This is a genomic window from Caballeronia sp. ATUFL_F1_KS4A (assembly GCF_023630905.1).
GTDB lineage: Bacteria > Pseudomonadota > Gammaproteobacteria > Burkholderiales > Burkholderiaceae > Caballeronia > Caballeronia zhejiangensis.
Window position 1 is genome coordinate 349237 of sequence record NZ_JALQEB010000034.1, and the last position, 23572, is coordinate 372808.

The window sequence follows — 23572 nt, forward strand, 5'->3', positions numbered from 1 at the left end:
GCGCTTCGACAATCGAGGATAATTTGCCGCTGGCAATAGAAAAACTTATGCGAGCCATGCGACCTCATCTTCCCCTGAATGCGTTGCGCGCGTTCGAAGCGTCGGCGCGGCATCTGAGTTTCACGCGCGCCGCGCAGGAATTGAACGTCACGCAGGCGGCCGTCAGCCAGCAAGTGCGCGCGCTGGAGGAACGGCTCGGCACGCCGCTTTTCAGACGCGTCCCGCGCGGCCTCAGCGTCACCGACGAAGGGCGCGCGTTACTGCCCGTGTTGAGCGATGCGTTCGGCCGCATCGAAGCCGTGCTCAAGCAGTTCGAAGGGGGACACTTTCACGAAGTGCTGACGGTGGGCGTGGTCGGCACGTTCGCGGTCGGCTGGCTGATGCCGCGCATGAAGGCGTTTCGCGAGACGCATCCGTTCGTCGAGTTGCGGCTCTTCACGCATAACAATCTCGTCGATCCCGCGTCCGAAGGGCTCGACTTCGCCATCCGCTTCGGCGCGGGCGTCTGGCCGGCGACGCATAACGCGCTGCTGCTCGATGCGCCGCTCGCCGCGCTGTGCGCGCCCGACATCGCGCGGCGTCTTTACACGCCATCCGATCTCGTCAATGAAGTGTTGCTGCGCTCATATCGCGCGGACGACTGGAGCGACTGGTTCGACGCCGCGGGCCTCGACGCATGGACGATGAACGGTCCCGTCTTCGATTCGTCGCGCCTGATGGTGGAAGCCGCCGTGCAAGGCGCGGGCGTCGCGCTCGCGCCGCCGCGCATGTTCGTGCGCGAGTTGCAGGCCGGGCTGCTCGTGCGTCCGTTCGATGTCGAAGTGAGAACCGGCAGCTACTGGCTCACGTGGCTCAAGTCACGGCGTCTTTCGCACGGCATGAAGCTCTTTCGCGACTGGATCGTCCGGGAAGCGGCCGAGGCCGTTTAGCGGCGCAGGCGGCGTCTGCCTGCCGCGAGATCGTCCGCGAGCGGCACGGACGAGAACAGCAGCAGCAACGCGGCGAGCGGCACGGTCGTCGCGAAGCCGAGATGCGCGAAGCCGATCGCGCCCGCGAAACCGCCGAGCATGAACATCGCGAAGAGCGAACTCAGCAGCGCGAGACGCGCGTGATTCGCGCGCACATAAGAGGCATCGTCGCGCGCGACGCCGCGGTTCCAGTAAAGGCTCTTGCCGATCTCGATGCCGATGTCCGTCACGAGACCCGTCACATGCGTCGTGCGGATCTCCGCCTTCGATATCTTCGTGATCATCGCGTTTTGCAGGCCCATCACGAAGCAAAGCAGCGCGACGGTCAACGGCACATCCCACACGCGATGCGTCTCCAGATTGGCGCCGAGCATGCCGAACACGAGCAGAAGCGCCGCTTCGAGCAAAAGCGGCGTTGCGAACACGCTATGCGCGCGCCGCTGCCGTCCCCAGTTGATGAGCACCGCGGAAGTCGCCGCGCCGCCGAGGAACGCGCCGACCGCGCCGATCGCGGAAAAGACCAAGGCGATCTGGCCGAGCACGAGGTTATCGGCGATCGATGAAACGAGCCCCGACATATGCGACGTGTATTGCCCGACCGCGAGAAAGCCGCCCGCGTTCGCGGCGCCCGCGACGAAGGCGAGCGCGCAGCCCAGACGCCGGTTGGCGGAATCGGTGCGGCTGGGCGAAGTCAAGCCACGGATAAAGGCAATCGGCATGGCGGCTCGGGCAGGATGATCGAGCCGAAAAGATAGCACGCCAATTTGCCTCTCCGGGCATGCCTACCGTACGCAATCTGAAAGAAAAAACATAAGTCGATAGCATGCTAACGAATAGAGTTCTCGCTATAATCCCGCCGCATGACTCATCTCGACTTTCTGCGCCGCTCCGTGAGCAGCACGCTCGTGCTTGCCGCGCGACGCTGGCGCCGCACGAGCCACGGCGTGCTCGCCTCGTACGGCGTGTCGGAAGCATGCGCCGTGCCGCTGCTCACGGCCAACCGGCTCGGCGAGGCGGTGCGTCAGGTGACGCTCGCGGAGCATGTCGGCATCGAAGGGCCATCGCTCGTGCGGCTGCTCGATCAGCTTTGCGCGGCCGGACTCGTGCGCCGTGACGAAGATCCCGAAGACAAGCGCGCCAAGACCATCACGCTTACCGACGAAGGCCGCGCCGTCACCGCGCGCATGGAAGAGCGTCTCGTCACGCTGCGCGCGCGGTTATTGAAGGGCGTGAGCCGCGAAGACCTGGAAACGACATTGCGCGTGCTGAACGTATTCAGCGCGTCGCCGGATGCGAAGCTGCTCGCGGCACTCGAAGCCGGCGATCAAACCGCAAAGCCGGCGCGGTCCGCCGCAAAGCGCGGAGCATAGCGCCATGTCCTTTCCATCCGCGCGCGAGTGGCTCTTTTCCGCCAAGACCTTCGCCGCCGCGATGATCGCGCTCTACATCGGCCTCAGACTCGAATTGCCGCGTCCTTATTGGGCGATGGCGACCGTCTATATCGTGTCGAATCCGTTCGTCGGCGCGACGCGCTCGAAGGCGCTGTATCGCGCGCTCGGCACGATGATCGGCGCGGCGGGCGCGGTGTTGATCGTGCCGCCGTTCGTCGAATCGCCGTATCTCTTCAGCGTGATCGTCGCGTTGTGGACGGGCACGCTGCTCTTTCTCTCGATGTTCGACCGCAGCGCGCGCAGCTATGTGTTTCTGCTCGCGGGCTACACGCTGCCGCTGATCGCGCTGCCCGCCGTCACGAATCCGACGGCCGTCTTCGATCTCGCGATCACGCGCACCGAAGAGATCCTGCTCGGCATCGTGGTGGCGAGCGTCGTCGGCAGCGTGGTGTTTCCGAGCCGCCTCGCGCCGACGCTCATCGAACGAACGGACGCATGGTTCCGCGACGCCGCCTTCTACGCGAGCGAAACGCTCTCGGGGCATATCGCGGGCGCCTCCATATCGGCGGCGCGGCAGCGGCTCGCGGCGACCGTCAACGGACTCGAATTCCTGCTGAGCCAATTGACCTACGATCACACGCGGCCCGACATCATCCGGCGTGCGCGCGCGTTGCAGGGACGCATGCAGATCTTTCTGCCGCTCATTTCATCGATGGCCGATCCGCTCATCGAACTGATCGGGAAGCACGGCGAGCATCCTGAAGGGCTCGAAGCGCTGTTGAAGGACGTCGCCGCGTGGGTCGGCTCGCCCACGCCGCGCGCCAAAGAAGATGTCGCAAACGACCGCGCGCCCGATGCCTTCCGCGAGCGCATCAATGCGATGCGTCCGCCCGTCGAAGCGCTCGCGAGCGCCGACGGCGCGCTGCTCTCGAATGCGCTGTGGCGTCTCGGTCAGGTCATCGACGTATGGCAGGACATTCGCGCGTTGCGTGCGGCCATTCTCAACGAGACGAGCGAATGGCGTCCGCACTTCCGTCACTGGCGTTTGGGCGGCACCGCGCGCTTTTTCGATCGCGGCATGATGCTCTTTTCGACGGGCGTCGCGGTGAGCGCGATCATCGTTGCATGCGGGTTGTGGATCGAATCGGGATGGAACGACGGCGCGGCCGCCGTGACGCTCGCCGCCGTCGCGTGCTGCTTCTTCGCCGCGCTCGACGAGCCCGCGCCGCAAGTGTTCACGTTCTTTCTCGCGACGTGTCTGAGCGTCGTGCTCGCCGGACTCTACGTGTTCGCCGTCTTGCCGCACGTACACGATTTCCCGATGCTCGTCGTGATTTTCGCGGTGCCGTTCCTTATTATCGGCACGCTGATTCCGCGCCCGCGCTTCACGCTCGTCACGATGCTCACGGCCGTGAACACCGCAACCTTCATCAGCATCCAGAGCGCCTACGAAGCGGACTTCTTCGTGTTCGCCAACAGCAATCTCGCGGGCGTCGCGGGCCTGCTCTTCGCATTCATCTGGACGCGCATGACGCGTCCGTTCGGCGCCGAACTCGCGGCCGCGCGTCTCACGCGCTCGGCGTGGGCCGATATCGTGCTGAGCGCGTCGCCTTCGGTGCTGATCGCGGATCAGCGCAATCTCTACGCACGCATGCTCGACCGTCTGATGCAGCTCTTGCCGCGTCATGCCGCGACGGACTCGCATCGTCATCCGTCGATCGAAAGCTTTCGCGATTTTCGTGTCGCGCTCAATGCACTCGATCTGCGCCGCACGCGCCGCAAGCTGCCGCTGGACATACAGACATCCGTCGACGATACGCTCGACGCACTGCGCCGTTACTTCGAATCCTGCATCGCGCGGCGCGCACGACAGCCGGTGCCGCCCGAGCTGATTCGCAGCATCGATGTGACGAGCGCTCAGGTCACGTCGCGCGCGCTCGAGCAGTCGCAGAATGCGGCCGCGGAAAGATGGCTGCGCGACACGCTGCACGCGCTCGTCGGCATGCGGCTCTCATTGCATCCGCCCGCGACGCAGGAAGAGCCGGCATGATCTTCGTCACTCATTCTTCATCGGAACGCCATACATGATCGGCGAAATCGACATTCTCGGCGTCTTCGTGCCCGCCGTGCTCGTGCTGATGTTCATCGCCTATCTGTTGAATCTGGCGATTCGCAACGTGCTCGCGCGCGTCGGCTTTTATCGTTTCGTGTGGCACCGTTCCATCTTCGATCTCGGCATCTATGTTCTGGTGCTGGGCGTTGTCGTCATCGTTTCGCAGCGGCTCATCTCGTGAAAAAAACCTGGTTCTCTCTCGGACAGATTCTGCTTACGCTCATCGTCGTCGCGATTGCGTGCGTCGTGTTGTGGAAGCTCGTCGATTACTACATGTTCGCGCCGTGGACGCGCGACGGCCACGTGCGCGCCGATGTCATTCAAGTCGCGCCCGACGTGTCCGGCCTTATCACCGACGTGAAGGTCGCCGACAATCAGCAGGTGAAGAAAGGCGACGTGCTCTTCGTGATCGATCAGGCGCGCTACACGCTCGCGCTGCGCAATGCGCAGGCGACCGCGCAGCAACGCCGCGCCACGCTCGATCAGGCGCGTCGCGAAGATGCGCGCAATCGCGCGCTCGGCAATCTCGTCGCGCGCGAAGTCGTCGAGGAAACGCATTCGCGCGTCGAGCAGGCGACAGCCGCCCTCGCCGATGCCGAAGTCGCCATCGATACCGCGCGCCTGAATCTGCAGCGCACGGAGATCGTGAGTCCCGTCGACGGTTATCTCAACGATCGCGCGCCGCGCACCGGCGAATTCGTGTCGGCGGGACGCGCGGTGCTGTCGGTGGTGGACATGCAATCGTTCCGCGTCGAGGGTTACTTCGAAGAAACGAAGCTCGGCGGCATCGATATCGGCCAGCCCGTCGATATCAAGGTCATGGGCGAAGCCAACATTTTGCGCGGTCATGTGCAGAGCATCGTCGCGGCGATCGAAGACCGCGACCGTCAGCAAAGCCCGAGTCTCCTGCCGAACGTGAACCCCGCGTTCAGTTGGGTACGTCTCGCGCAGCGCATTCCGGTACGCGTCACGCTCGATGAGATCCCCGCCGACTTCCGCATGATCGCGGGACGCACGGCGACGGTTTCGGTGCGGGGCATCGGGCCGAAGATCGGCAAGCGCGCGGCGTCGGAGACGTCGCCCGCATCGGCGCCCGCGCCGACTTCGAGCACGTCGGGCACATCGCGATGAACGGCACGCGCATCATGAAAGCGATCGCCACCGCGGCTTCGTCGGCCTTCGCGCTCTTCGGCTGCACGACGCTCGGACCGAACTACACGCTGCCCGATAACGCCGCGATCAAGGCGCCCTACGCGAACGCGGCCATCGACGGCGCGGATCGCGCGCCCGTCACGCAAGGCGAAGTGCCCGCGAAATGGTGGCGTCTCTATGACGATCCCGTCGTCGATCAGCTCGTCACGCAGGCGCTCGCATCGAATACGGATTTGCGCGTCGCCGCCGCGAATCTCGCGCGTTCGCGCGCCGAAGTCGAGTTCGCGAACAAGCAAGGCGGATTCTCCGGCAAGACCTCGGCCGCGTTTCAGCGCGCGCAGGAATCGGCCGAGCAATATCTGTTGTCGGAGAAGCTTCCGGTCGTCAACGAAGGCGCGCTCGATCTGTCCATTTCCTACGAGATCGATCTCTTCGGCAAGCTGAAGCGCGGTGTCGAAGCAGCGAACGCGGACGATGAAGCCGTCGAGGCCGCGCAGGATCTCGCGCGCATCACGGTGGTCGCGGATGTCGTGCGCGCGTATGTCGAATCGTGCTCGGCGGGCGAAGAGCTGGAGATCGCGCAGAAGTCGTTCAACCTGCAGAAAGAGCGCGTGAAGCTCACGCAGCGTTTGCGCGACGCGGGCCGCGGCAATCAGTCGGAAGTCACGCGCGGACAGACTCAGGCCGATACGCTCGCCGCCGACATTCCGCGCTTCGTCGCGCGCCGCCGCGTCGCGCAGTATCGGCTCGCGATGCTGCTCGCGCGCGCGCCGTCCGATTTGCCCAAAGCCGCGCTCGCCTGCAAGAAGCTGCCGAAGCTGCGCGCGCCGATTCCCGTCGGCGATGGCGCTGCGCTGCTGAAGCGCCGTCCCGATGTGCGTCAGGCCGAACGGCAGCTCGCGTCGTCGACGGCGCGCATCGGCGTCGCGACGGCGGCGCTGTATCCGTCGGTGAGTCTCGGCGCATCGGTGGGTTCCGTCGGCATCGCGGAAGACTTGTTCGGCGCGAACACGAACCGCTGGGCGTTCGGGCCGCTCATCAGCTGGAGCTTTCCGATCAACGGTCAGCGCGCGCGCGTGACGCAGGCGGAAGCATCGGCGAGCGGCGCGCTCGCGCATTTCGACGGCGTCGTGCTGAAGGCGCTGCAGGAAACGCAAAGCAGCCTCGCGACCTACGCATCCGACACCACGCGCGCCGATGCATTGCGCACCGCGTATAAATCGGCGATCGAATCCGCCGATGAGACGAATCGCCTGTATCGCGCGGGACGCGAGTCCTTCCTCAACGATCTCGATGCGACGCGCACACTCACCGGCGTCGCGGCGCAGGTCGCGGCCGCCGAAGGTCAGGTCGCGATCGATCAGGTCAACCTCTTTCGCGCGCTCGGCGGCGGCTGGGAAACCGACGAAGCCATCGCGCAGAATTCAAAGGGCAAATAGCGCGCGCGAGCCACGGCTAAGGGTCGCATAAGTTTCGCCGGATACGATCGGCCGGATCATCGTAACCAGCGAAACTGCCGCATGAACGCACTCGAAGCCCTCAACCGCGCGTGGTTCCTTGCGATCAACGCGCGAGCCGCCACGCCGCTATGGCAAATCGACGTTGCCATCGCCATCGCCGAAGATCTCGTTTATCTCATTCCCGCGCTGCTCGCGTTCATGTGGCTCTTCGGCGGCCGCCTTCAACGCGGCGCGGCCGTGCGCGCGTGCTGCGTCACGTTCCTCGCGCTCGGGCTCAATCAGCTGATCGGCATGCTGTGGATGCATCCGCGGCCGTTCATGATCGGCCTCGGCCATACGTTCATCGAGCATGTGCCCGATTCGTCGTTTCCGAGCGATCACGTGACGCTCTTCGCCAGCGTCGCGCTGACATTGCTGCTTGCGCGTCTCTGGCATGACGGCCTGCTTGCCGCGCTCGCGGGCGTCGCGGTCGCGTGGGCGCGGGTCCGCATCGGCGTGCATTTTCCGCTCGATATGGCGGGCGCAATCGGAGTCGCGTGCATCGCGTATGCGCTCGTCGCGCCGCTCTGGGCGCGTGCCGGAGAAGCGCTGATGCGCTTGCTGATTGCGCTCTATCGCAAGGCCGCGTCGTGGCCGATTCGCCGTGGCTGGCTCGCGCCTTGAGTTTCAAAAGCGCGGACGCGCGTTCGTCTTGATCGCGTAGCCCGCGCGGAAGGCCCGCGCATCGCTCATCGACGTTCGCCAACCATGACAAGCCTTCAAGGTAGCCCCATGCGATTCGATCTCGCCAGCTTCACCGATCCGGGCGGTCGCAACAGCAACGAAGACCGGCTCGTGCTGGTCGCGCATCGCCGGCTGATCGCGGGCATCGTCGCCGATGGCGCGGGCGGTCTCGGCGGCGGCGACGTCGCGGCGCAACTCGTCGTCGACACCATGCGCGACGTGCTGCGCGATTGCGCGACGCGCGGCGAGAGCGTCGAAACGGGACAGCTCGCCGATGCGATGCTCGCCGCGAACCGCGCGATCGTCGATGCGCAATCGGCCGGCAGCACGCGCGAACGCATGCGCTCGACCGCCGCGATCCTCACGATCGACCCGCAAGGCGCACACGCGAACTGGGCGCATTGCGGCGACACGCACATCTACTGTTTCAGGAACGGACGCATCGTCCTGCAGACGCTCGATCAGGGCAGCGCGCAGCCATACCGGCTGCGCAGCGTGATGCACACGGCGCTCGGCACCGACGACGAACTGAAGATCGAAGCCGCGCGCGTGCCCTTTCCGATCGAGGATGGCGACGCGTTTCTCGTCTGCAGCGACGGCTTCTGGGAACATCTCGACGAAGCGTCGATGATCGATTCGATCGACGATGCCGGCGACGCCGCAAGCTGGCTCGCCGCGCTCGCGGCTCGTGCGCGCCGCAACGCGCCCGCCGGCGCGGACAATCTGAGCGCGATCGCGTTGTGGGCGGGCGCGCCGCGCGTCAGCCGATAGGCGCGGCGCAGGCGCGGCCGGACGCGACGATCCGTCCCGCCATGCTGCTCAAGAAGCCCGGAAGTTCCGCCGCGGGCATCGGCCGGCTCAGCAGAAAACCCTGCATCTGATCGCATTCGAGTTCGCCGAGCGTGCGGAATTGCGACTGCGTTTCGACGCCTTCCGCGACGACCTCGATCTGCAACGCGCGCGCGAGCGTCACGACCGCCGACAGCAACGCGCTGCCGCGCTGCCCGGACGAATCGAGATCGCGCACGAAGGAGCCGTCGATCTTGATCTGATCGAAACGAAAGCGCTGCAGATAACAGAGGCTCGAATACCCGGTGCCGAAATCGTCGATGGCCACGGCGTAGCCGCGCGCTTGCAGCGCCTCGATCGTGCGGCTCGTCCGTTCGATGTTCTGCATCGCCGTCGATTCGGTGATCTCGAACATGAGGCGCGACGGATCGACGCCGGACGCGGCGATCAGCGCATCGACGCGCGCGACGAGATCGGGCACGTTGAACTGGATCGGCGACAGATTCACCGAGACCGAGATCGCCGGCACGCCGTCCGCGTCCCATCGCGCGATGTTGCGGCACACTTCGCGCAACACCCAGTCGCCGATTTCGACGATGAGGCCGGAGCGCTCGGCGATCGGAATGAATTCGAGCGGCGCGATTTCGCCGAGCTCCGGATGACGCCAGCGAATCAGCGCCTCGACGCCCGTCACCGATTGCGACGCGACGCTGAACTTCGGCTGAAACGACAGGCTCAACTGGTCGTCGCTCAACGCGCGATGCAGGTCACGTTGAAGGATCAGCGACCTGAGCGCCGTGTGATTCATCTGCGGCTCGAACACGCGGACCGTATTGCGCCCGCTCTGCTTCGCGGCGTACATGGCGGCGTCGGCGCTGTGGAGCAGTTCGTCGGCGTTCGCGCCGTCGCGCGGATGAAACGCAATGCCGATGCTCGCGCTCACGCGCAGCGGCAAGCCGTTGACGACGATCTCCTGCGAGAGACGCCCCAGCACGCCATTGGCGACCGTCATTGCCGCCGAGGTGTCCGCCGCGTTCCCGACCACGATCACGAATTCGTCGCCGCCGAGCCGCGCGACCATGTCGGTATGGCGCAAATCCTCGCGCAGACGCTCGGCGCATACCTGCAGCAGATCGTCGCCGACGCCATGACCGAGCGAATCGTTGATCGACTTGAAGCCGTCGAGATCGATGAAGAGCACCGCGAACGGCGACGCGCGGCGCGCGCCGTCTTCGATCGCCTGCGCGATGCGCAGCGTGAGTTGCTGGCGGTTCGGCAACCTCGTGAGCGCGTCGTGCGTGCCGAGATAGCGCAGTTGCCGGTTCGCGCGCTTCAGCGAGATCGACAGGCTGCTCGTGTGGAGCGCGAACAGCGCGAGCGTGCCGACGAGCACGGTGAACGACATCGCCGTGACGACGAGCGCGAGCCAGTTCGCGTCGAGTTTGGCATCGGCGAGGCAGAGGCTGCCCGGCGCGAAATTGGCCGCGTCCATGCCCAGATAGTGCATGCCGGTGATGGCGACCGCCATGATGATCGCCGCGCCGAGCCGCTTGACGACGCGGTTCTCCACGTTCGACGCGCGCAGCGTGAACGCGAGCCAGAGCGCGGCCATCGACGCGAAGATCGCGACCGCGACCGACAGCGCCACTTTCCAGACCGTGTAGTCGATTCCCGGCGACATCTCCATCGCGCGCATGCCGGTGAAGTGCATCGCCGCGACGCCGACGCCCATGATCGTGCCGCCGACGACGAGGCGCGGCCACGATAGCGCGCCCCGGCTCGCGGTGGCGAGCGCGATGAACGACACGCCGATCGCGAGCACGAGCGACGCCGCCGTGATGGACACGTCGTAGCCGACGGGAATCGGCAGCGAGAACGCGAGCATGCCGATGAAGTGCATCGACCAGATGCCGACGCCCATCGACACCGCGCCGCCGGCAAGCCAGGCGGGGCGGCGTTTCGCGCTCGCAAGCGCATTCAGGCCGCCGGACAGCTCCATCGCCGTGTAGGACGCGAGGAACGCGACCACCAGCGACAGGCAGACCAGCAGCGGATTGTAGACACCAGTCATCGGCCCTCTCTCGTTTCTTGTCAGTCTTTTGCGACTGCTTTTTCTTGCGGTTCGACCGCCTCAGGCCCACGCCGAGATGACGCCCGGCGCTCGATTCCTCATGCGCTATCGGCCGGTCAGCCGAAAACTTTATGGCCATCCCCTTTCTACGACTTTCGATGTAGGCCATCCAGCCGATTTTGCGCGCGCCCCGCCGTGACTAATTTGAAAGCGCCGGCTCGCAGGAACGGCTGAAAAGCCGACACGCCTCGGGCCACGCGCCGGGCGGCGCAGCAAACGCAGGAGGGGCCATGTTCACGCACAGAGAATTCAGGGGAACGGGAGCGTCATCATGGACGCGCTGACTCATCGCGACGCAAGCGCCTTCGCGCTCGAAACGTCGACGCTCGCCGAACTGTGGCATCGCCGGACGAGTCTCTCCGACAGCGAAATCGGCCAGATCTACAAGCTGGTGTTGGCGGCGCTGCGCGGCTATTACCCGTCGGAGTTGCGCGGACTGCCCGAGGACAAGGAGGAGCTGATCTCGCAATTCTTCTTCTCGCGCGTGTTGCGGCTCGACTTCGAGCAGCGCCCGTCGCACGCGTCGCCGGAGAGCGCGCCGTCCACGGCGCATGCGCTGTGCGCGTACTTTCGCCGCTTCCTGATCGACTGTCTGCGCAGCGCGAGCCTGCAGCGCAATCTGTCGATCGAGATCGACGGCGTGCAGGCCGAAGTCGATTCGCGCGCGCACGCTCCCGACGATCCGGTGGCAGCCGCGCTCGCCGAATTCGGTCTGAGCGAGGCGGACGTGCGCGGTCTCGCGCGCGCGTTCGTCGCGGCGCTCGATGCGCCGGACCGGATCGTCCTCGCGGGGAGTCTCGGCGCGTGCGGCGAACGCAAGGGCGGGCTCAAGGCCGTCGCGGACCGGTACGAGGTGCCGTCGTATCACTATCGCGCGCGCAAGCTCGGCGTGACGATGAAGAAGAGAGCGACGCCGAAATCCTTCGCCGCGACGAAAATCGGCCGCTGGATGGAGGACACGCTCGGCATCGCGATCGCGCCGGAGAACCGCGACGCGATCCTGATCGTGCTGAATCTGCTCGCGCTAGAAGCGCACGAATGAGCGGGCGTCAGCGGTCTTCGATGTCCGTCGGCGGCGTTTTCACGATGCCCGCGCCGACGTTGTCCTGCGACACGCGCCGGCCCCGCTCGTCCGCGTCGAGCTTGCGGCCTTGCTCGGTGACGCCGGCGGACGTGATCGTCTGCAACGTCGCCTTGTTGCGCGTGTCTTGACGGGGCGTCGTCGAAAAGGTGGCGCCCTGGGGCGGCGACACCGCGATCTTGCGCAGGATTTGCGGCGCGGCGGCGCTCGTGCCCTCGAACGCAAGCGCCGAGCCGCTGCGCGTGCCCGCCGCCATCACGCCTTTGCGGATGATCGAGCGATCCGATACGGCGGCCACGTCGGGCCCGGCGCGATCGGGCGGCTTGCCCGCGCGGTCGAAGCCCGACGAGGAGTAAGGCGCGGTGGCCAGGTCCTGCTTGCGATAGCCGCCGACGACGCACGTCTGAAAGCCCGTCGCGATCGAACTGAGCGTGCCCTCGCGACGGATCCAGCTCGGCGGATTGGGGCCGTCGTAGTCCTGCGGCGCGGTGTATTTGTCGAAGCGCACGTAAGCATCGTCGTCGAAGCGGGACTGGCGTCCGCGTACGGGGAAGCCGAAGGGCGTCTCGTTGCGCTGCACCCAGGCTTGGACTTCGATGTCACTGTTCTGGTTGGCATTCTTCAGCTCGATCATCCAGTCGCCGCTCGGCGCGGGACGCCGGTTCGGGTCGCGCGTCATCGTCGGCGCGAGCGCGAGGAGAATCATCGGCGGTTTGCCGCGCGCGCCGCGGCCGAGATGCACGACCGTGCACAGGCGCTCGCTGCCGAGCGTCCAGGCGGCGACGCTGCCGGGCTGGATTCCCGCGCTCGCGCCGCCGCCGGGCGGCCGCACCGCGACTTCGATGTTCGAATCTCCTATATCGGGCAGCCAGATTTCGACGAAACTCGGCGTCAGACACTCGGGCAACACGCGCCAGCGCAGTTCTTCTGTCGCGTCCTTTGCGATGGACAGCGTGCCGTGACAGCGGTCGAGATTGCTGTTGCCCGCCGGGAGCGTGATCGAGCAGGCTTGCGTTTGCGAGAGCTCGTCCATCGCGCATTCGAGCATCGACGTGCCGTCGTGCGGACCGGCGAAATAGCCATAGCTCATATTGATGAACGCGCGGCTCACATCGCCGGCAATGTCCCGCGTGCGCGCGATGATGTAGCGCAACGCATCGAGCGCCTGCGCGTCGAGCCAGAGGCCGGACGTGTCGCGCACGGTCCGGCCCGGCTGACGGAATTGCACGGCGACCAGTTCGGGCGGCGGATCCGGCGCTCGATTCGGATTCGGCGCCGAAAGATCGGGCCGCCGCAAATCGACGCCCGCGGCGAGGTCCAGCGTCGCGGTGCCGTGCGTCCATCCGCGGGCGAGCGCCGTCGCGCCCGCATCGCGATAGAGCGCCTCTTCGTCGATGACGCCGTCGCGCCGCGCGTCGTTCATCCGCTTGTGAATGTCCGCCGAGAGGAACTCGCGCCCGTATCCGAGCCCTTGCGCGTCGTTGGCCGGATCGTCCTGATTCCAGAAACAGCGCACGCGCGAGTCCGTGCCGGCTGCATCGGCGTAAAAATGCGCGTGCGCGAACGCGATGGCGTCGTCGCATGCGCCGACCACGACGACCTTGGGCGCGCCATGGCGACGCGGCGCGTGAGCGAGCTTGTCCTGATTCGTGACCGGCACGGGATCGCTGCGCGGCGGCTCGCCGGCCAGCACCGGCATCGCGAGCGTGAAGCGCTCGATCATGCCGGCGAGATCGGTCTTCAGATGATCGAGAAACGCCGCCGTCACGAATGCGGTGCAAAAGCGCGTGTTTTCGAGACCCGCGGCCGGATGACGATAGAGCGCCGACATCCATATCCCGCTCTTGCCCCGCACCGTCTCGGCGAGCTTGCGCGCCGTCGTGCCCTGCGCCGTCTCGATGGCGATCGGCACGAAGCCCGGCGGCGGGCCGCCCAGGTCTGCGAATCGCGTGAGAACGGCCCACACGAGGTATGGATCGGCGCGCGTTACGCCCAGCACGCCGGCTTCGGTTTCGTCCAGCAGCGGCGTGGCATCCGAATGGACCTGCCAGATCGCGTTCATGTCGGCACGCGATTTCCGCTCAAGCCCTTGCCGTTCCACTCGTTCTTCGCCTCGTTCCATAGCCAGGCGAGAATCGGCGAACCTGCGCCCGTCGGCTTCGGCTTGCCGAGCCAGATATGCGGGTAATCGGGCGACACCATCGTCGGCGGATCGGTCTGCTGCGCGGCGGTGGCGTTGGCGGGCCAGAGGAGCGGCTCCTGATCGTTGAAGTCCTCTTCGCCGTCGAACTGGTCGCCCCGGAACGTGCGCGGCGTGAAGGTGCCCCGATCGCCGTCAATCTTGCAGCGATGCACGAAATACTCCGCGAGCGTCGTCCCGAGCAGATGCCCCGCCGCCGTGTCCACCGGGAAGTGCACGCCCGCGATCGTGCGGTTGAGCGCGACGCGCCGCGCCTGCGCGTAAAGCTGCGTGTGCAGCGCCGTCGACGGCTGCGCGCCGGTCGCCATCGGCGCGTTGCGTAAATCTCGGAAGAAATCGTTCATCACGCCCGCGACGATGTACGCCTGCGTCGAATGTCCGCTCGGCAGCGAGCCGTGGCCGGGCGTCGGGATCATCGGCTGAACTTGCGGCGAATAGTCGATCGCGCGGCTGCACGCGAGCGCGTGCTTGAAACGCATTTCCACGGCGATCGCGAAACGCACCGCCGTCGCGAGCAGTTCGAGCGTCTTCGGCGTGCGCTGCGGACTCAGGAAAAGAATCGAGCTCCAGAAGGCTGCTTGCGGTCCCATCTGCAGCAGCGTTTCATTGGCCCGTTCGGCGCGCAGGTCGGAGTAGCGATCCATGAACGTGAGCTGCTTGACGAACACGTCCTTGCCCGGCCGATGCATCTGAACGATCAGCTTGGGCGGATCGAACTTGGGCGCGGTGTCGTTCGGGTCGATCCTGAAACCGCGATCCCACAGCGTCACGCCGGTCCCGCCAGCCTCCTCTTCCGCATCCTTTGGCGAGAGCGTGAAGGCGAGATTCGACACCAGTTCGAAGTCGAACACGCTCGCCCGCACCCAGTCGTCCCAGCGCCAGAGCTGGCCGTTGTCGTCGAGATTGCGAACGGGATTGCCGTTCGCGTCCGTCCGGAATTCGTCCTCTTCGGGATTGATCCCAAACGGCTGACCCGGCTGCCACGGCCCGCAGATGCCATCGCGATGGCCGATGAGACCCATCGTCTGCGATTCGGCGCCGCCGAGCATGTCGGCGCTGCCGACTCCGCCGACGCCTCCCACTCCCCCGACGCCGCCCACGCCACCGACGCCGCCCACGCCACCGACACCACCGACGCCGCCCACTCCGCCGAGAGTCGCCATTTGTTCACCTCTTTGCTTCGTCAGAAATGCCTGCGGGCTACTGCAACGGCAAACCCGCGCGCCGCAGCGCGTCCGACCAGATGCGGCCCGTCTCGAACGCCGCGCTCGGCGAACGCTCCAGAAAGCCGCGCACGGTGAGATGCGGCTCGATCGCGAGCACCTTGCGGATCGTGAGCCGCGCATCGTCGACGAGACCGAGTTCCGCCTGCGCGATCGCGAGCGCGCGCAAGGTCGACGTGTTATTCGGCCCGTTGCGCAGCGAATGCTCCGCGAGTTCGATCACGCGCTCGTACTGGCGCGCGGAAAGCGCCGCCGTCGCGCAGAGCGACTCGTAGAAACTCTTCAGCGGATCGAGCGGCGAGAGCGCGAGCGCATGTCCCGTCGCCGCGACGGCTTCGTCGCCCTCGCCCTTGAATGCATGAAGCGTTCCCTTGAGCAGCCACGCGAGCGAATCGTTGGGATTCGCGTCCAGCGCGCGCTCGTAGCAATCCTCGCCGGCATCGAGCTGCTTGAGCAGATTCGTGCGGACGAAACCTTCGACCGCGAGCGCCATCGACGAGCGCGAATCGGCGTCGAGCGCGCGCCGCGAGCAGGCGAGCGCGGAATGCGCCTCGCCGACGCGGTCCGTCGTCCAGCCGCGATTGAAGCGCAGCACGTGCCATTTCGCGAGCCATGCGTAAGGCGTCGCCTGGCCGCGCGCGCGCTCCGCGAGCACGTCGAGCATCTGGCCGGCGCGCTCGAATTCGTCGCGCACGCCGCGATGCATCAGCGCAATCGAGCCGAGCAGCAAGGTCGAGCTTTCGAGCGTCGGCAGCGACTGGCTGCGCGTGCGTTCGAGCTCGTGCGACACGATCCGCGTGTCAACCGACGTATGAATGTGCGCGACGAGCGTGCTTTCGCCCGCGATGACGGCGTCGATGCTGTCGGTGAGCGTTTCGCCCCAGACGACGCAAGCGAGTTTGGTATCGGCGAGTTCGACGGCGAGCACGATCTTGCCGCCATGCGTGCGATACGCGCCCGACAGCACGTAGCGCGCATCGAGCAGCGCGCCCGCCTGCGACGCGTTCGCGCTCCGGTCGCGCAACGCGCTCGTGGATAGCCGAGAGATCACGCGCAGTTCGTCGCTGCCCGAGAGACCGATGATGATGTCGTCGGCGAGAATCTCCCCGAGCACGTCATGGCTCGCGTCGAGGCACCGCGACGCGAACGGAATCACCGCGATCGAAGGCCGCAGCACCGCCGCGCCGATGGCGTTCGGCGCGATCACCGGACGCGGCCCCGGTCCGCCGAGACGGAACGCGTGCACCGGATGCGCCAGATGCCGCAGATGACATTCGCCGAGATCCTCGATGCACGCGTCGAAAACGCCCGCGAGCCGCGCCTGCACGCAATCCGACATCACGATTTCGCCGGGTCCGGCGAGGTTGTAGAGACGCGCGGCCAGATTCACGCCGCGTCCGTAGACGTCGCGCTCGTCCGCGAAAAGCTCGGTCTCGTGCAGACTCTCGCGCAACATGAGCGGCTCGGCCCCGGCGTTGCCGTCGCCGCGATCGGCCGCGCTCGCCCTGCACGCCGCCTGAATGTCGAGCGCGCAACGCGCCGCCGGCAACGCGTGCTCGAACAGCATCATGAGGCCGTCGCCTTCGGTGCGGATCAGCCGCCCCTGATGCTCCGGCACGATGCGGTTTTCAATGACCGCGCGCAGATTGCGCCAGCGCGCGGCCGTTCCCGCTTCGTCCGCTTCGGCGAGCCGGCACGACTCGACGAGATCGGCGAACAGGATCGTACGCACGACGCGTTGCAACACATTGGCCGTACCGGCAAGTTCCGCGTTCATACTTTCAAGACCGATCGACGGCGCGTCCGTTCGATAACGGATGGCCCATGCTCTCACCGAGGGATCGCATCAAGCGCAGCAGGACGGCAGACGCGGGTCTCGCGCGGTGTTTGATGATGATTTGAATGGCCGCGACGCCCGGCATCTTTTACTCGCGTCCGATGTTTCGGGTCACGAAATGTCTGCCGCACACCATAACGTAGTCATTGCATCGGTGAATAGCAAGGCGCCTTTTCGGCACTATGTACGGAAGCGTTCCTAAGCGCCTCGATCCTTGTCGGCCTGCAGCCGGCTCGCGATGAGCTGGACCAGATAAAGCGCGAATTCGGGCTCCTGATAGTAGAGCCGAATGGCATCGGCGGCGGAAACGGTTCGCATCTCGCAGTCCGTCTTGCAGATCACCGTCGACGTGCGCCGATGCTCCGGCGAAAAGAGCCCGATTTCGCCGAGCACCGTGCCCGCGCCCAGTTCGATGCCGAGCTCCGAAAGCCGCACCGTGCCCTTCTCGACGTAGAACATCTGGCCGCTCGGATCGCCTTTGCGAAACAGCACTTCGCCGGGCCGGAAACGCTGGCTTTCCATTCTGGCGAGCAGGCGCGCGACCGGAAGCTGACCGCTGATGGCGTGATCGACCTGCGTCTCGCGGATCTTCGCCATGCGCGCCGCAACCGCGCTCGCTTCGCCACGGCTCGATACGTTCAGCGCCTTGAATATCGTCGTGAGATGCGTCTTGACCGTGGCCTCGGCGACATCGAGTTCGCGCGCGATCGTCTTGTTGGAGCGTCCGCGAGCGAGCAGCGCGAGCACTTCGAGCTGACGCGGCGTCAGATGCAGGTTCGGGTCCGGCGCGACGTTTCCGGACGGCATGCGCAATTCGCTTCTCTCCGACGAAAGCAGCGAGCGCGGCAGCGAAACGCCGCCTGCCAGCACGAGGCCGATCGCACCAAAAAGAAGCTCTGCCGAAGCGGATTTCTCGACACATCCCGCGACGCCCGTCGCGATCAGTTCATCGACTTGCTCGCGCGTGGCCATGCTCAACAGCACGATCACGGGCGTCGTTCCGACACGTTCGCGCGCGGCGTCGAGTTGCGCGCGGACATCGTTCAGACGATCGCCGTCCATGACGATGCAATCGGGCTTGCGTTCGTCCGGCCATCGATCGGGAAGACGGTCGGCCGCGTGCACTTCGGCATCCTGCGCGAATCCCCGCAGGAGCGCCGCGACGCCCTCGCGAAACAGCCCCGCCGGTCCGGTCAACAGTATCTTCATGCGATGCATGCTATACCGACTCGCGCGCTCATGCGCGATGGTCGAACGTTCGTCATGCGAAGCGCGCATGCCGTGCGCAAATTGTAAGAGCGTGCTGCGCTGCCTATACTGCATTCGCCATCGGCACACTGCGAGGCCACGCATATGACAGGCAAAAGCAAGCACGCATGGCGGGCGATTCATGCGCTGCTGGTCGCGCAAGCCTGCATCGCCGATTTCGCCGCCGCGCAGCAGCGCGTGCCCGACAAAAGCCTCGTGTACTGCTCCGAAGCCAGCCCCGCCGGATTCGACGATGCGCAATTCACGTCGTCGATCGAAGCGAGCGCGGCGGGCTATACCGTCTACAACCGGCTCGTGGAGTTCGATCGGGAAAACGGCGATATCGAGCCGGGGCTCGCGCAGTCGTGGGAACGCTCGCCGGATGGCCTTCAATACACGTTTTATCTGCGCCACGGCGTCAAGTTTCATACGACTGGCTACTTCACGCCGACGCGCGAATTCAACGCCGACGACGTCGTGTTCACGTTCGAGCGCATGCGCGATGCACAGCATCCGTTTCGCCGCGCTTATCCCGTGTCGTTTCCGTATTTCCGCGACCTCGGTCTCGCGACGAACATCGAGCGCATCGACGCGCCCGATCCCTATACGGTGCGCTTCACGCTCGCACGAATCGATGCGCCTTTCCTGCAGAAAATGGCGATGCCCTTCGCGTCGATACTCTCGCGCGAATACGCCGACAAGCTGCTCGCCGCGGGCCGCGCGAGCGACATCAACTGGCATCCGGTCGGCACCGGTCCTTTCGTGTTTATCGACTACGCGAAAGACGCGACGATCCGCTTCGCGGGCAACACGCAATACTGGAAGGCGAACATCGTCCGGCTGAAATCGCTGACGTTCGCGATCACCACCGATCCGATGGTGCGCCTGCAAAAGCTCAGGCAGGGCGAATGTCAGGTGATGAGCTATCCGCGTCCCGCCGACATCGCGTCGATCAGGAAAGACGCGCGCCTGCAAGACGTGAATCAGCCGGGCTTCAATCTGGGCTATCTCGCCTACAACACGTCCAGAGCGCCGCTCGACGACGTGACCGTGCGCCGCGCGCTCGACATGTCGATCGACAAGCACGCGATACTCGACGCCGTCTATCAAGGCACCGCGCGCGCCGCAACCAATCCGATGCCGCCGATGCAATGGGGCTACGACTTCGGCATTCGCGACGCGCCGTACGATCCGGCACGCGCGAAAGCGTTGCTCGCGCAAGCGGGTCACGCGAACGGACTCAAACTCAGGCTATGGGCGATGCCGGTGCAACGCGCGTACAACCCGAACGCGCGGCTCATGGCGGAGATGATTCAGGCGGACTGGGCGAAGATCGGCGTGCAGGCGGAGATCGTCACGTACGAAATGGGCGAGTACGTACGCCGTGCGCGCGCCGGCGAGCATGACGCGCTACTCATCGGATGGAGCGGCAATTATGGCGATCCGGACGACTGGCTCGGCGTGCTCCTCGGCTGCGACGCCGTGAAGGGCGGCAACTTCGCGAAGTGGTGCTACAAGCCCTACGACGATCTCATCAAGGAAGCGCGGGCCACGCTCGATATCGATGCACGCACCGCGCGCTATCAGCAAGCGCAGAGAATCTTCAAGGAACAGGTTCCGTTCACGCCGATTGCGCACGCGACCGTTTATCAGCCGGTCGCGCGCAATGTGACGGGCTTCAGGATCGATCGATTCGGCATGACGCGTTTCTGGGGCGTCGGCATCGACTGATTTCGTCTGACGAGTTCAGGACGGTGTCAGCTCATCGAGCACCGACGCGAGAATCATCGCGCCCGCATTGCCCGGAACCGGACGCGGATTCGGCGCATAAACACGATCGCCGCGACGAATCTCGACGCCGCTCATCGCGCATACGCCGACGGTGCGCGCGCGCATCGCACGCCACACCTGATCGCCATAACAGCAGCGCGTCGAGTCGCGCCATTCGATCGTCGCCGTCGTGCTCGATGGCCGCTCGATCAGCTTTACCGCGACGCGTTGATCGCCGCCTTGCGCGAAAGGACGCCTCGGCGAAGGCGCTTCGAAGCTCGCGCCATCACTCAACGATGTCAGCAGGAAGATCGTTCGCGCCCACGGATCGAGGGCGAGTGCAGCTTCAGCCATGTTCGGCTCCTTGTCGAAGAAATGCGTGGAATCGGCATCGCCACTCCAAGGTAATGAAACCGAAATCGCGCGCCAACTGCCCGATGGTTGCGCCGGCCTATATCAAGGTTTAATGCGCGCGGCGGCTGCGCCCGCGAAAACTAACACCTTCGTATGAGCGCATCAGACAGACGGCTGGATTCACGGCGCGCACGCCACGCGAACGTTTAATCGATGCATCGAAGGTTGGTGCACGCATGTTCCTTCGTAGGTGTAGTCGAGCCGTTCCGTGGCCGATACAGTGTCGTCAAGGTCGAAACGCGAACGCAGACCAACGGCCTTATCGAGGGAAACCGAAGAACATCAATTATTTCGGATACCCGATCAATCGCATCACTCAATCCACCTTGGAGTCGATCATGAACAAGTACCTCGTCAGCCTCTCTCTCGTTGTCGCCACGCTCGCCGCGCCCGCGATCGCATTCGCGCAATCGAACGGCCCCGTTACGCGCGCTCAAGTCCGTGCCGATCTCGTCGCCGTCGAGCAAGCCGGCTATAACCCCGCGATTGCGAGCGATCCGTATTACCCCGCGGACATTCAGGCAGCGGAAGGCAAAATCGCCGCGCAACACACCGACGCATCGCAAGCCTATGGCGGCGTACGGACCGGCACGAGCGCATCGGCAGCGAGCGCGTCGAAGCATGCCGCGATGAACAACGCGTGCGTCGGTCCGGCCGACTTCTGCCAGCCGTTCTTCGGCAGCTGATCCATCGTTCGCACTAGCGGAGTCTTTCATGAAGCGAATTTTGCAAGTCGCGTCGGCACTGGCGTTATCGGCTGGCGTGTTGGCATCGGCGAATGTATCCGCGCGAACGCATGCGTCGATCAAGAACATCGTCCTCGTGCATGGCGCATGGGTCGACGGCTCGGGATGGAAGCCGGTCTACGACATCCTGACGCGCGACGGCTATCACGTCACGATGGTGCAGGAGCCACTCACCTCGCTCGACGCGGACGTCGCCGCGACCAAGCGCGTGCTCGACCTGCAGAACGGTCCGACGATTCTCGTCGGTCATAGTTACGGCGGGTCGGTCATCACGGAAGCGGGCGTGCATCCGAACGTCGCCGGGCTCGTCTATGTCGCGGCGCATGCGCCGAACGTCGGCGAGGACGAAGGCGCGCTCGGCAAGAAGACGCCGAGCTTCCTCGCGAAGCAGACGAACGCCGTCGAAAAGACCGCGGACGGCTACACGTATCTGAATCCCGCCGTCTTCCCGAAAGACTTCGCCGCCGATCTTCCGCTCAGGCAAGCGACGTTCGAATCGCGCTCGCAGATCCTGACTGCGGCGCAAGTCTTCACGACGCCGCTCTCCGCCGCGGCGTGGACGACGAAACCGAGCTGGGGCATCGTGGCGGGCGGCGACAAGATCATCAATCCGGATCTCGAACGCTGGTACTACGAACGCGCGCACAGTCACATCACGGTCATTCCGGGCGCGAGCCATTCCGTGTACGAATCGAAGCCGCAGCAGGTCGCGGCCGTGATCGAAGATGCCGCGAAGCATGCGGTGCAGTAGGTGAAAATCGCGCGGCGTCGTGCAGCACGCATGACGCCGCGCGCATTCGTCTGGGGTTTGCGCTTCTTGCCGTATCCGCCGTCCATGGCTTATATAGTGTGTGGCCGCGCGTGTCGCGCACGAGGCGTCGAATGACCAGACGGAGGAAGCGATGGTTCGGCTCGTGATGATTCTTCTCGGCGTCGACTATCTGCGCACGCGCTGGCGCTCGGTGATGACGCTCGGCCTGCTCAGCATCGCGCTCGGCGGCGTCATCTTCATCGACGCGCTCGACGGTTCCCTGTACTTTCCCATCGTCCCCTTCGTGCTGCTGATGCTGCTCGAAGGCCTCGCCACGCTGGCCGTCGCGTGGACCGGCATGGGCGGCCAGCGCAAGCTGCGCTACGTGAAGGGCGCGACTTTCTGCCTCTCGGCGCTGCTCGTGCTGTTCGGCGGCGAGCACGGCAATTTCGTGCTGTCGCTCATCTTCGGCACGCTTTTTCTCGTCGATGGCGCGCTCCAGATCATTTCCGCGCGCGTGGTCCGCTTTCGCAAATGGCGTATCGCGATGGCGGGCGGCGTGCTCGAGATCGCCATCGCGATCTTCTTCTATCAGCCGTATCCGGATCACTATGCGGGCACGGTCGCGTATTGCGTCGCGTTCGGGCTTTTCTTCGGCGGCTGGAACATGATCCTGCTCGCGGCGCGCGTGCGGCGCATGGCGGCGAATCCCGCCGTCGATGACGGTGCAACCAACTCCGCTCACGACGACGCGAAGCCCGCCGCGCCATCGTTCGCAGGCGCGGTCTGGGACGGCCCGCCCGCGCCCGGCGAAGCCGCGCTGACGGTGCATGTGTGGACGCCCGTCGGCACGGCGAAGTCGCAACCGCGCAGGCAATTGATCATCGATCGCTATATCGCCGCCGTCGACAGGAACGGCACGATCTCGACCGGCCATGCGGCGCTGGAGACGCCCGAGGGCGTGTACATCAGCCTCTATCCGGCGGTCGAAATCGACCGGTCGCCGGACGAATTCTCACGCACGTTGCGCGCGACGCGCGAGAACGACGTGCCCGGCCTCTTTCAGCCGGACTACGAAACGGAATCGAAGGCGTGGTGTCCGTCGACGCAGCAGGTGCGTATCCGCAATTACGATCCGGCGCGGCTCGCGCGCTTCTGGCAGGAGTATCGGCGCGACACGACGTACAACCTCACGTACCGCAACTGTTCGAGTTCCGTGGCGCGGGCGCTGGAAGCGGCGATCGAAGGCGCGTCGGCGCGCGTGTGGGGCAAAGGCGGCGGATGGAAGCCGCTCGTGCGTATCATGACGACGCCCGAGTTGTGGGTCGCCGCGCAAGTTCGCAAACGCGCTGCGACGATGGCCTGGACGCCCGGCCTCACGCTCGACTATGCGCGCGCGCTCAGCATGCTCGCGGACCCGCGTCACTCGGGCTGGGTGAAGATGGCGCGCATCGCGGTCGCGACGATGTATCGCTCGCGGCAGCGCTGGCGCGCCGAAGAGCACGCCGCCGTGCGCGTTCAAGAGCAAGATGCGTCGGCGACGGCGGAGCAGCGTACCGGCTGACGCGCCGTGGC

At 65.5% G+C, this 23572-nt stretch carries 20 protein-coding genes; 13 read left to right on the forward strand and 7 right to left on the reverse strand.

The features are described 5' to 3' along the window. Positions 1-47: 47 nt before the first annotated feature. Complete coding sequence (locus NCS03_RS22100) at positions 48-929, forward strand: LysR family transcriptional regulator (protein ID WP_175981105.1); 882 nt, start codon at positions 48-50, stop codon at positions 927-929. On the opposite strand, the gene NCS03_RS22105 is transcribed toward NCS03_RS22100, so the two are convergent. After that, complete coding sequence (locus tag NCS03_RS22105; RefSeq protein ID WP_250529794.1) at positions 926-1687, reverse strand: YoaK family protein; 762 nt, start codon at positions 1685-1687, stop codon at positions 926-928. The two genes, NCS03_RS22100 and NCS03_RS22105, sit on opposite strands and share 4 nt — an antisense overlap. Before the next feature lie 141 nt (positions 1688-1828). Here NCS03_RS22105 and NCS03_RS22110 point away from each other — a divergent pair, with 141 nt between their 5' ends. The 7 genes from NCS03_RS22110 to NCS03_RS22140 all read left to right on the forward strand — a co-directional run bounded on the left by NCS03_RS22110 (position 1829) and on the right by NCS03_RS22140 (position 8578). Then, positions 1829-2338: a MarR family winged helix-turn-helix transcriptional regulator gene (locus NCS03_RS22110; protein ID WP_175981107.1), complete on the forward strand. Its 510-nt coding sequence runs from the start codon at positions 1829-1831 to the stop codon at positions 2336-2338. A gap of 4 nt (positions 2339-2342) precedes the next feature. Further along, positions 2343-4409, forward strand: a complete 2067-nt coding sequence (locus NCS03_RS22115; RefSeq protein WP_250441043.1) for an FUSC family protein — start codon at positions 2343-2345, stop codon at positions 4407-4409. Positions 4410-4443: 34 nt separating this feature from the next. Further along, on the forward strand, positions 4444-4653 hold the full coding sequence (locus NCS03_RS22120; protein WP_008348368.1) for a DUF1656 domain-containing protein: 210 nt from the start codon (positions 4444-4446) through the stop codon (positions 4651-4653). Then, the gene (locus NCS03_RS22125) at positions 4650-5603 is read left to right on the forward strand and encodes an efflux RND transporter periplasmic adaptor subunit (RefSeq protein WP_008348371.1); all 954 of its coding nucleotides are present in this window, start codon (positions 4650-4652) and stop codon (positions 5601-5603) included. The genes NCS03_RS22120 and NCS03_RS22125 overlap by 4 nt, the downstream gene beginning before the upstream one ends. Before the next feature lie 14 nt (positions 5604-5617). Then, positions 5618-7063 (forward strand): efflux transporter outer membrane subunit, encoded by a 1446-nt coding sequence (locus tag NCS03_RS22130; RefSeq protein ID WP_502801537.1) that lies wholly within the window; start codon positions 5618-5620, stop codon positions 7061-7063. An 81-nt stretch (positions 7064-7144) separates the two neighbouring features. Then, a complete protein-coding gene (locus NCS03_RS22135) occupies positions 7145-7747 on the forward strand; it encodes a phosphatase PAP2 family protein (protein ID WP_250521990.1) in 603 nt (200 codons plus the stop codon). A gap of 108 nt (positions 7748-7855) precedes the next feature. After that, on the forward strand, positions 7856-8578 hold the full coding sequence (locus NCS03_RS22140; RefSeq protein WP_250529796.1) for a PP2C family protein-serine/threonine phosphatase: 723 nt from the start codon (positions 7856-7858) through the stop codon (positions 8576-8578). Here the strand turns inward: NCS03_RS22140 and NCS03_RS22145 are convergent. Beyond that, positions 8568-10667 (reverse strand): putative bifunctional diguanylate cyclase/phosphodiesterase, encoded by a 2100-nt coding sequence (locus tag NCS03_RS22145; RefSeq protein ID WP_250529797.1) that lies wholly within the window; start codon positions 10665-10667, stop codon positions 8568-8570. The genes NCS03_RS22140 and NCS03_RS22145 overlap by 11 nt on opposite strands. Before the next feature lie 331 nt (positions 10668-10998). On the opposite strand from NCS03_RS22145, the gene NCS03_RS22150 reads away from it, so the two are divergent. Continuing rightward, positions 10999-11769 carry a hypothetical protein gene (locus tag NCS03_RS22150; protein ID WP_250503309.1) on the forward strand — a complete coding sequence of 257 codons (771 nt, stop codon included), beginning with the start codon at positions 10999-11001 and terminating at the stop codon, positions 11767-11769. Positions 11770-11776: 7 nt separating this feature from the next. Here NCS03_RS22150 and NCS03_RS22155 read toward each other — a convergent pair whose 3' ends face one another. The 4 genes from NCS03_RS22155 to NCS03_RS22170 form a co-directional block, all read right to left on the reverse strand. After that, positions 11777-13870, reverse strand: coding sequence for a S8/S53 family peptidase (locus NCS03_RS22155; protein WP_250529798.1), 2094 nt, complete (start codon positions 13868-13870; stop codon positions 11777-11779). Beyond that, positions 13867-15171, reverse strand: coding sequence for a phosphatase PAP2 family protein (locus tag NCS03_RS22160; protein WP_250521992.1), 1305 nt, complete (start codon positions 15169-15171; stop codon positions 13867-13869). Before NCS03_RS22160 ends, NCS03_RS22155 begins: the two co-directional genes overlap by 4 nt. Before the next feature lie 37 nt (positions 15172-15208). Beyond that, positions 15209-17008: an adenylate/guanylate cyclase domain-containing protein gene (locus NCS03_RS22165; protein WP_250529799.1), complete on the reverse strand. Its 1800-nt coding sequence runs from the start codon at positions 17006-17008 to the stop codon at positions 15209-15211. Positions 17009-17266: 258 nt separating this feature from the next. Next, a complete protein-coding gene (locus tag NCS03_RS22170) occupies positions 17267-18277 on the reverse strand; it encodes a LuxR C-terminal-related transcriptional regulator (RefSeq protein ID WP_033536286.1) in 1011 nt (336 codons plus the stop codon). 144 nt (positions 18278-18421) lie between these two features. Between NCS03_RS22170 and NCS03_RS22175 the strand changes: the two genes are divergently transcribed. Continuing rightward, positions 18422-20047 carry an ABC transporter substrate-binding protein gene (locus tag NCS03_RS22175; protein WP_250503312.1) on the forward strand — a complete coding sequence of 542 codons (1626 nt, stop codon included), beginning with the start codon at positions 18422-18424 and terminating at the stop codon, positions 20045-20047. A gap of 15 nt (positions 20048-20062) precedes the next feature. On the opposite strand, the gene NCS03_RS22180 is transcribed toward NCS03_RS22175, so the two are convergent. Continuing rightward, complete coding sequence (locus tag NCS03_RS22180; protein WP_008348391.1) at positions 20063-20440, reverse strand: DUF3331 domain-containing protein; 378 nt, start codon at positions 20438-20440, stop codon at positions 20063-20065. 398 nt (positions 20441-20838) lie between these two features. Between NCS03_RS22180 and NCS03_RS22185 the strand changes: the two genes are divergently transcribed. The 3 genes from NCS03_RS22185 to NCS03_RS22195 all read left to right on the forward strand — a co-directional run bounded on the left by NCS03_RS22185 (position 20839) and on the right by NCS03_RS22195 (position 23561). Beyond that, on the forward strand, positions 20839-21186 hold the full coding sequence (locus tag NCS03_RS22185) for a DUF4148 domain-containing protein (RefSeq protein WP_008348393.1): 348 nt from the start codon (positions 20839-20841) through the stop codon (positions 21184-21186). Between the two features lie 28 nt (positions 21187-21214). Continuing rightward, positions 21215-21997, forward strand: a complete 783-nt coding sequence (locus NCS03_RS22190; protein WP_250529800.1) for an alpha/beta hydrolase — start codon at positions 21215-21217, stop codon at positions 21995-21997. Between the two features lie 151 nt (positions 21998-22148). Further along, on the forward strand, positions 22149-23561 hold the full coding sequence (locus tag NCS03_RS22195; RefSeq protein ID WP_250436718.1) for an HdeD family acid-resistance protein: 1413 nt from the start codon (positions 22149-22151) through the stop codon (positions 23559-23561). The last annotated feature ends 11 nt before the right edge of the window (positions 23562-23572 follow it).

Coding starts and splice junctions, on each gene's coding strand:
- NCS03_RS22100 (WP_175981105.1), top strand. CDS start 48: ATGCGAGCCATGCGACCTCATCTTCCCCTGAATGCGTTGCGCGCGTTC.
- NCS03_RS22105 (WP_250529794.1), bottom strand. CDS start 1,687: ATGCCGATTGCCTTTATCCGTGGCTTGACTTCGCCCAGCCGCACCGAT.
- NCS03_RS22110 (WP_175981107.1), top strand. CDS start 1,829: ATGACTCATCTCGACTTTCTGCGCCGCTCCGTGAGCAGCACGCTCGTG.
- NCS03_RS22115 (WP_250441043.1), top strand. CDS start 2,343: ATGTCCTTTCCATCCGCGCGCGAGTGGCTCTTTTCCGCCAAGACCTTC.
- NCS03_RS22120 (WP_008348368.1), top strand. CDS start 4,444: ATGATCGGCGAAATCGACATTCTCGGCGTCTTCGTGCCCGCCGTGCTC.
- NCS03_RS22130 (WP_502801537.1), top strand. CDS start 5,618: ATGAAAGCGATCGCCACCGCGGCTTCGTCGGCCTTCGCGCTCTTCGGC.
- NCS03_RS22135 (WP_250521990.1), top strand. CDS start 7,145: ATGAACGCACTCGAAGCCCTCAACCGCGCGTGGTTCCTTGCGATCAAC.
- NCS03_RS22140 (WP_250529796.1), top strand. CDS start 7,856: ATGCGATTCGATCTCGCCAGCTTCACCGATCCGGGCGGTCGCAACAGC.
- NCS03_RS22145 (WP_250529797.1), bottom strand. CDS start 10,667: ATGACTGGTGTCTACAATCCGCTGCTGGTCTGCCTGTCGCTGGTGGTC.
- NCS03_RS22150 (WP_250503309.1), top strand. CDS start 10,999: ATGGACGCGCTGACTCATCGCGACGCAAGCGCCTTCGCGCTCGAAACG.
- NCS03_RS22155 (WP_250529798.1), bottom strand. CDS start 13,870: ATGAACGCGATCTGGCAGGTCCATTCGGATGCCACGCCGCTGCTGGAC.
- NCS03_RS22160 (WP_250521992.1), bottom strand. CDS start 15,171: ATGGCGACTCTCGGCGGAGTGGGCGGCGTCGGTGGTGTCGGTGGCGTG.
- NCS03_RS22165 (WP_250529799.1), bottom strand. CDS start 17,008: ATGAACGCGGAACTTGCCGGTACGGCCAATGTGTTGCAACGCGTCGTG.
- NCS03_RS22170 (WP_033536286.1), bottom strand. CDS start 18,277: ATGAAGATACTGTTGACCGGACCGGCGGGGCTGTTTCGCGAGGGCGTC.
- NCS03_RS22175 (WP_250503312.1), top strand. CDS start 18,422: ATGACAGGCAAAAGCAAGCACGCATGGCGGGCGATTCATGCGCTGCTG.
- NCS03_RS22180 (WP_008348391.1), bottom strand. CDS start 20,440: ATGGCTGAAGCTGCACTCGCCCTCGATCCGTGGGCGCGAACGATCTTC.
- NCS03_RS22185 (WP_008348393.1), top strand. CDS start 20,839: ATGAACAAGTACCTCGTCAGCCTCTCTCTCGTTGTCGCCACGCTCGCC.
- NCS03_RS22190 (WP_250529800.1), top strand. CDS start 21,215: ATGAAGCGAATTTTGCAAGTCGCGTCGGCACTGGCGTTATCGGCTGGC.
- NCS03_RS22195 (WP_250436718.1), top strand. CDS start 22,149: ATGGTTCGGCTCGTGATGATTCTTCTCGGCGTCGACTATCTGCGCACG.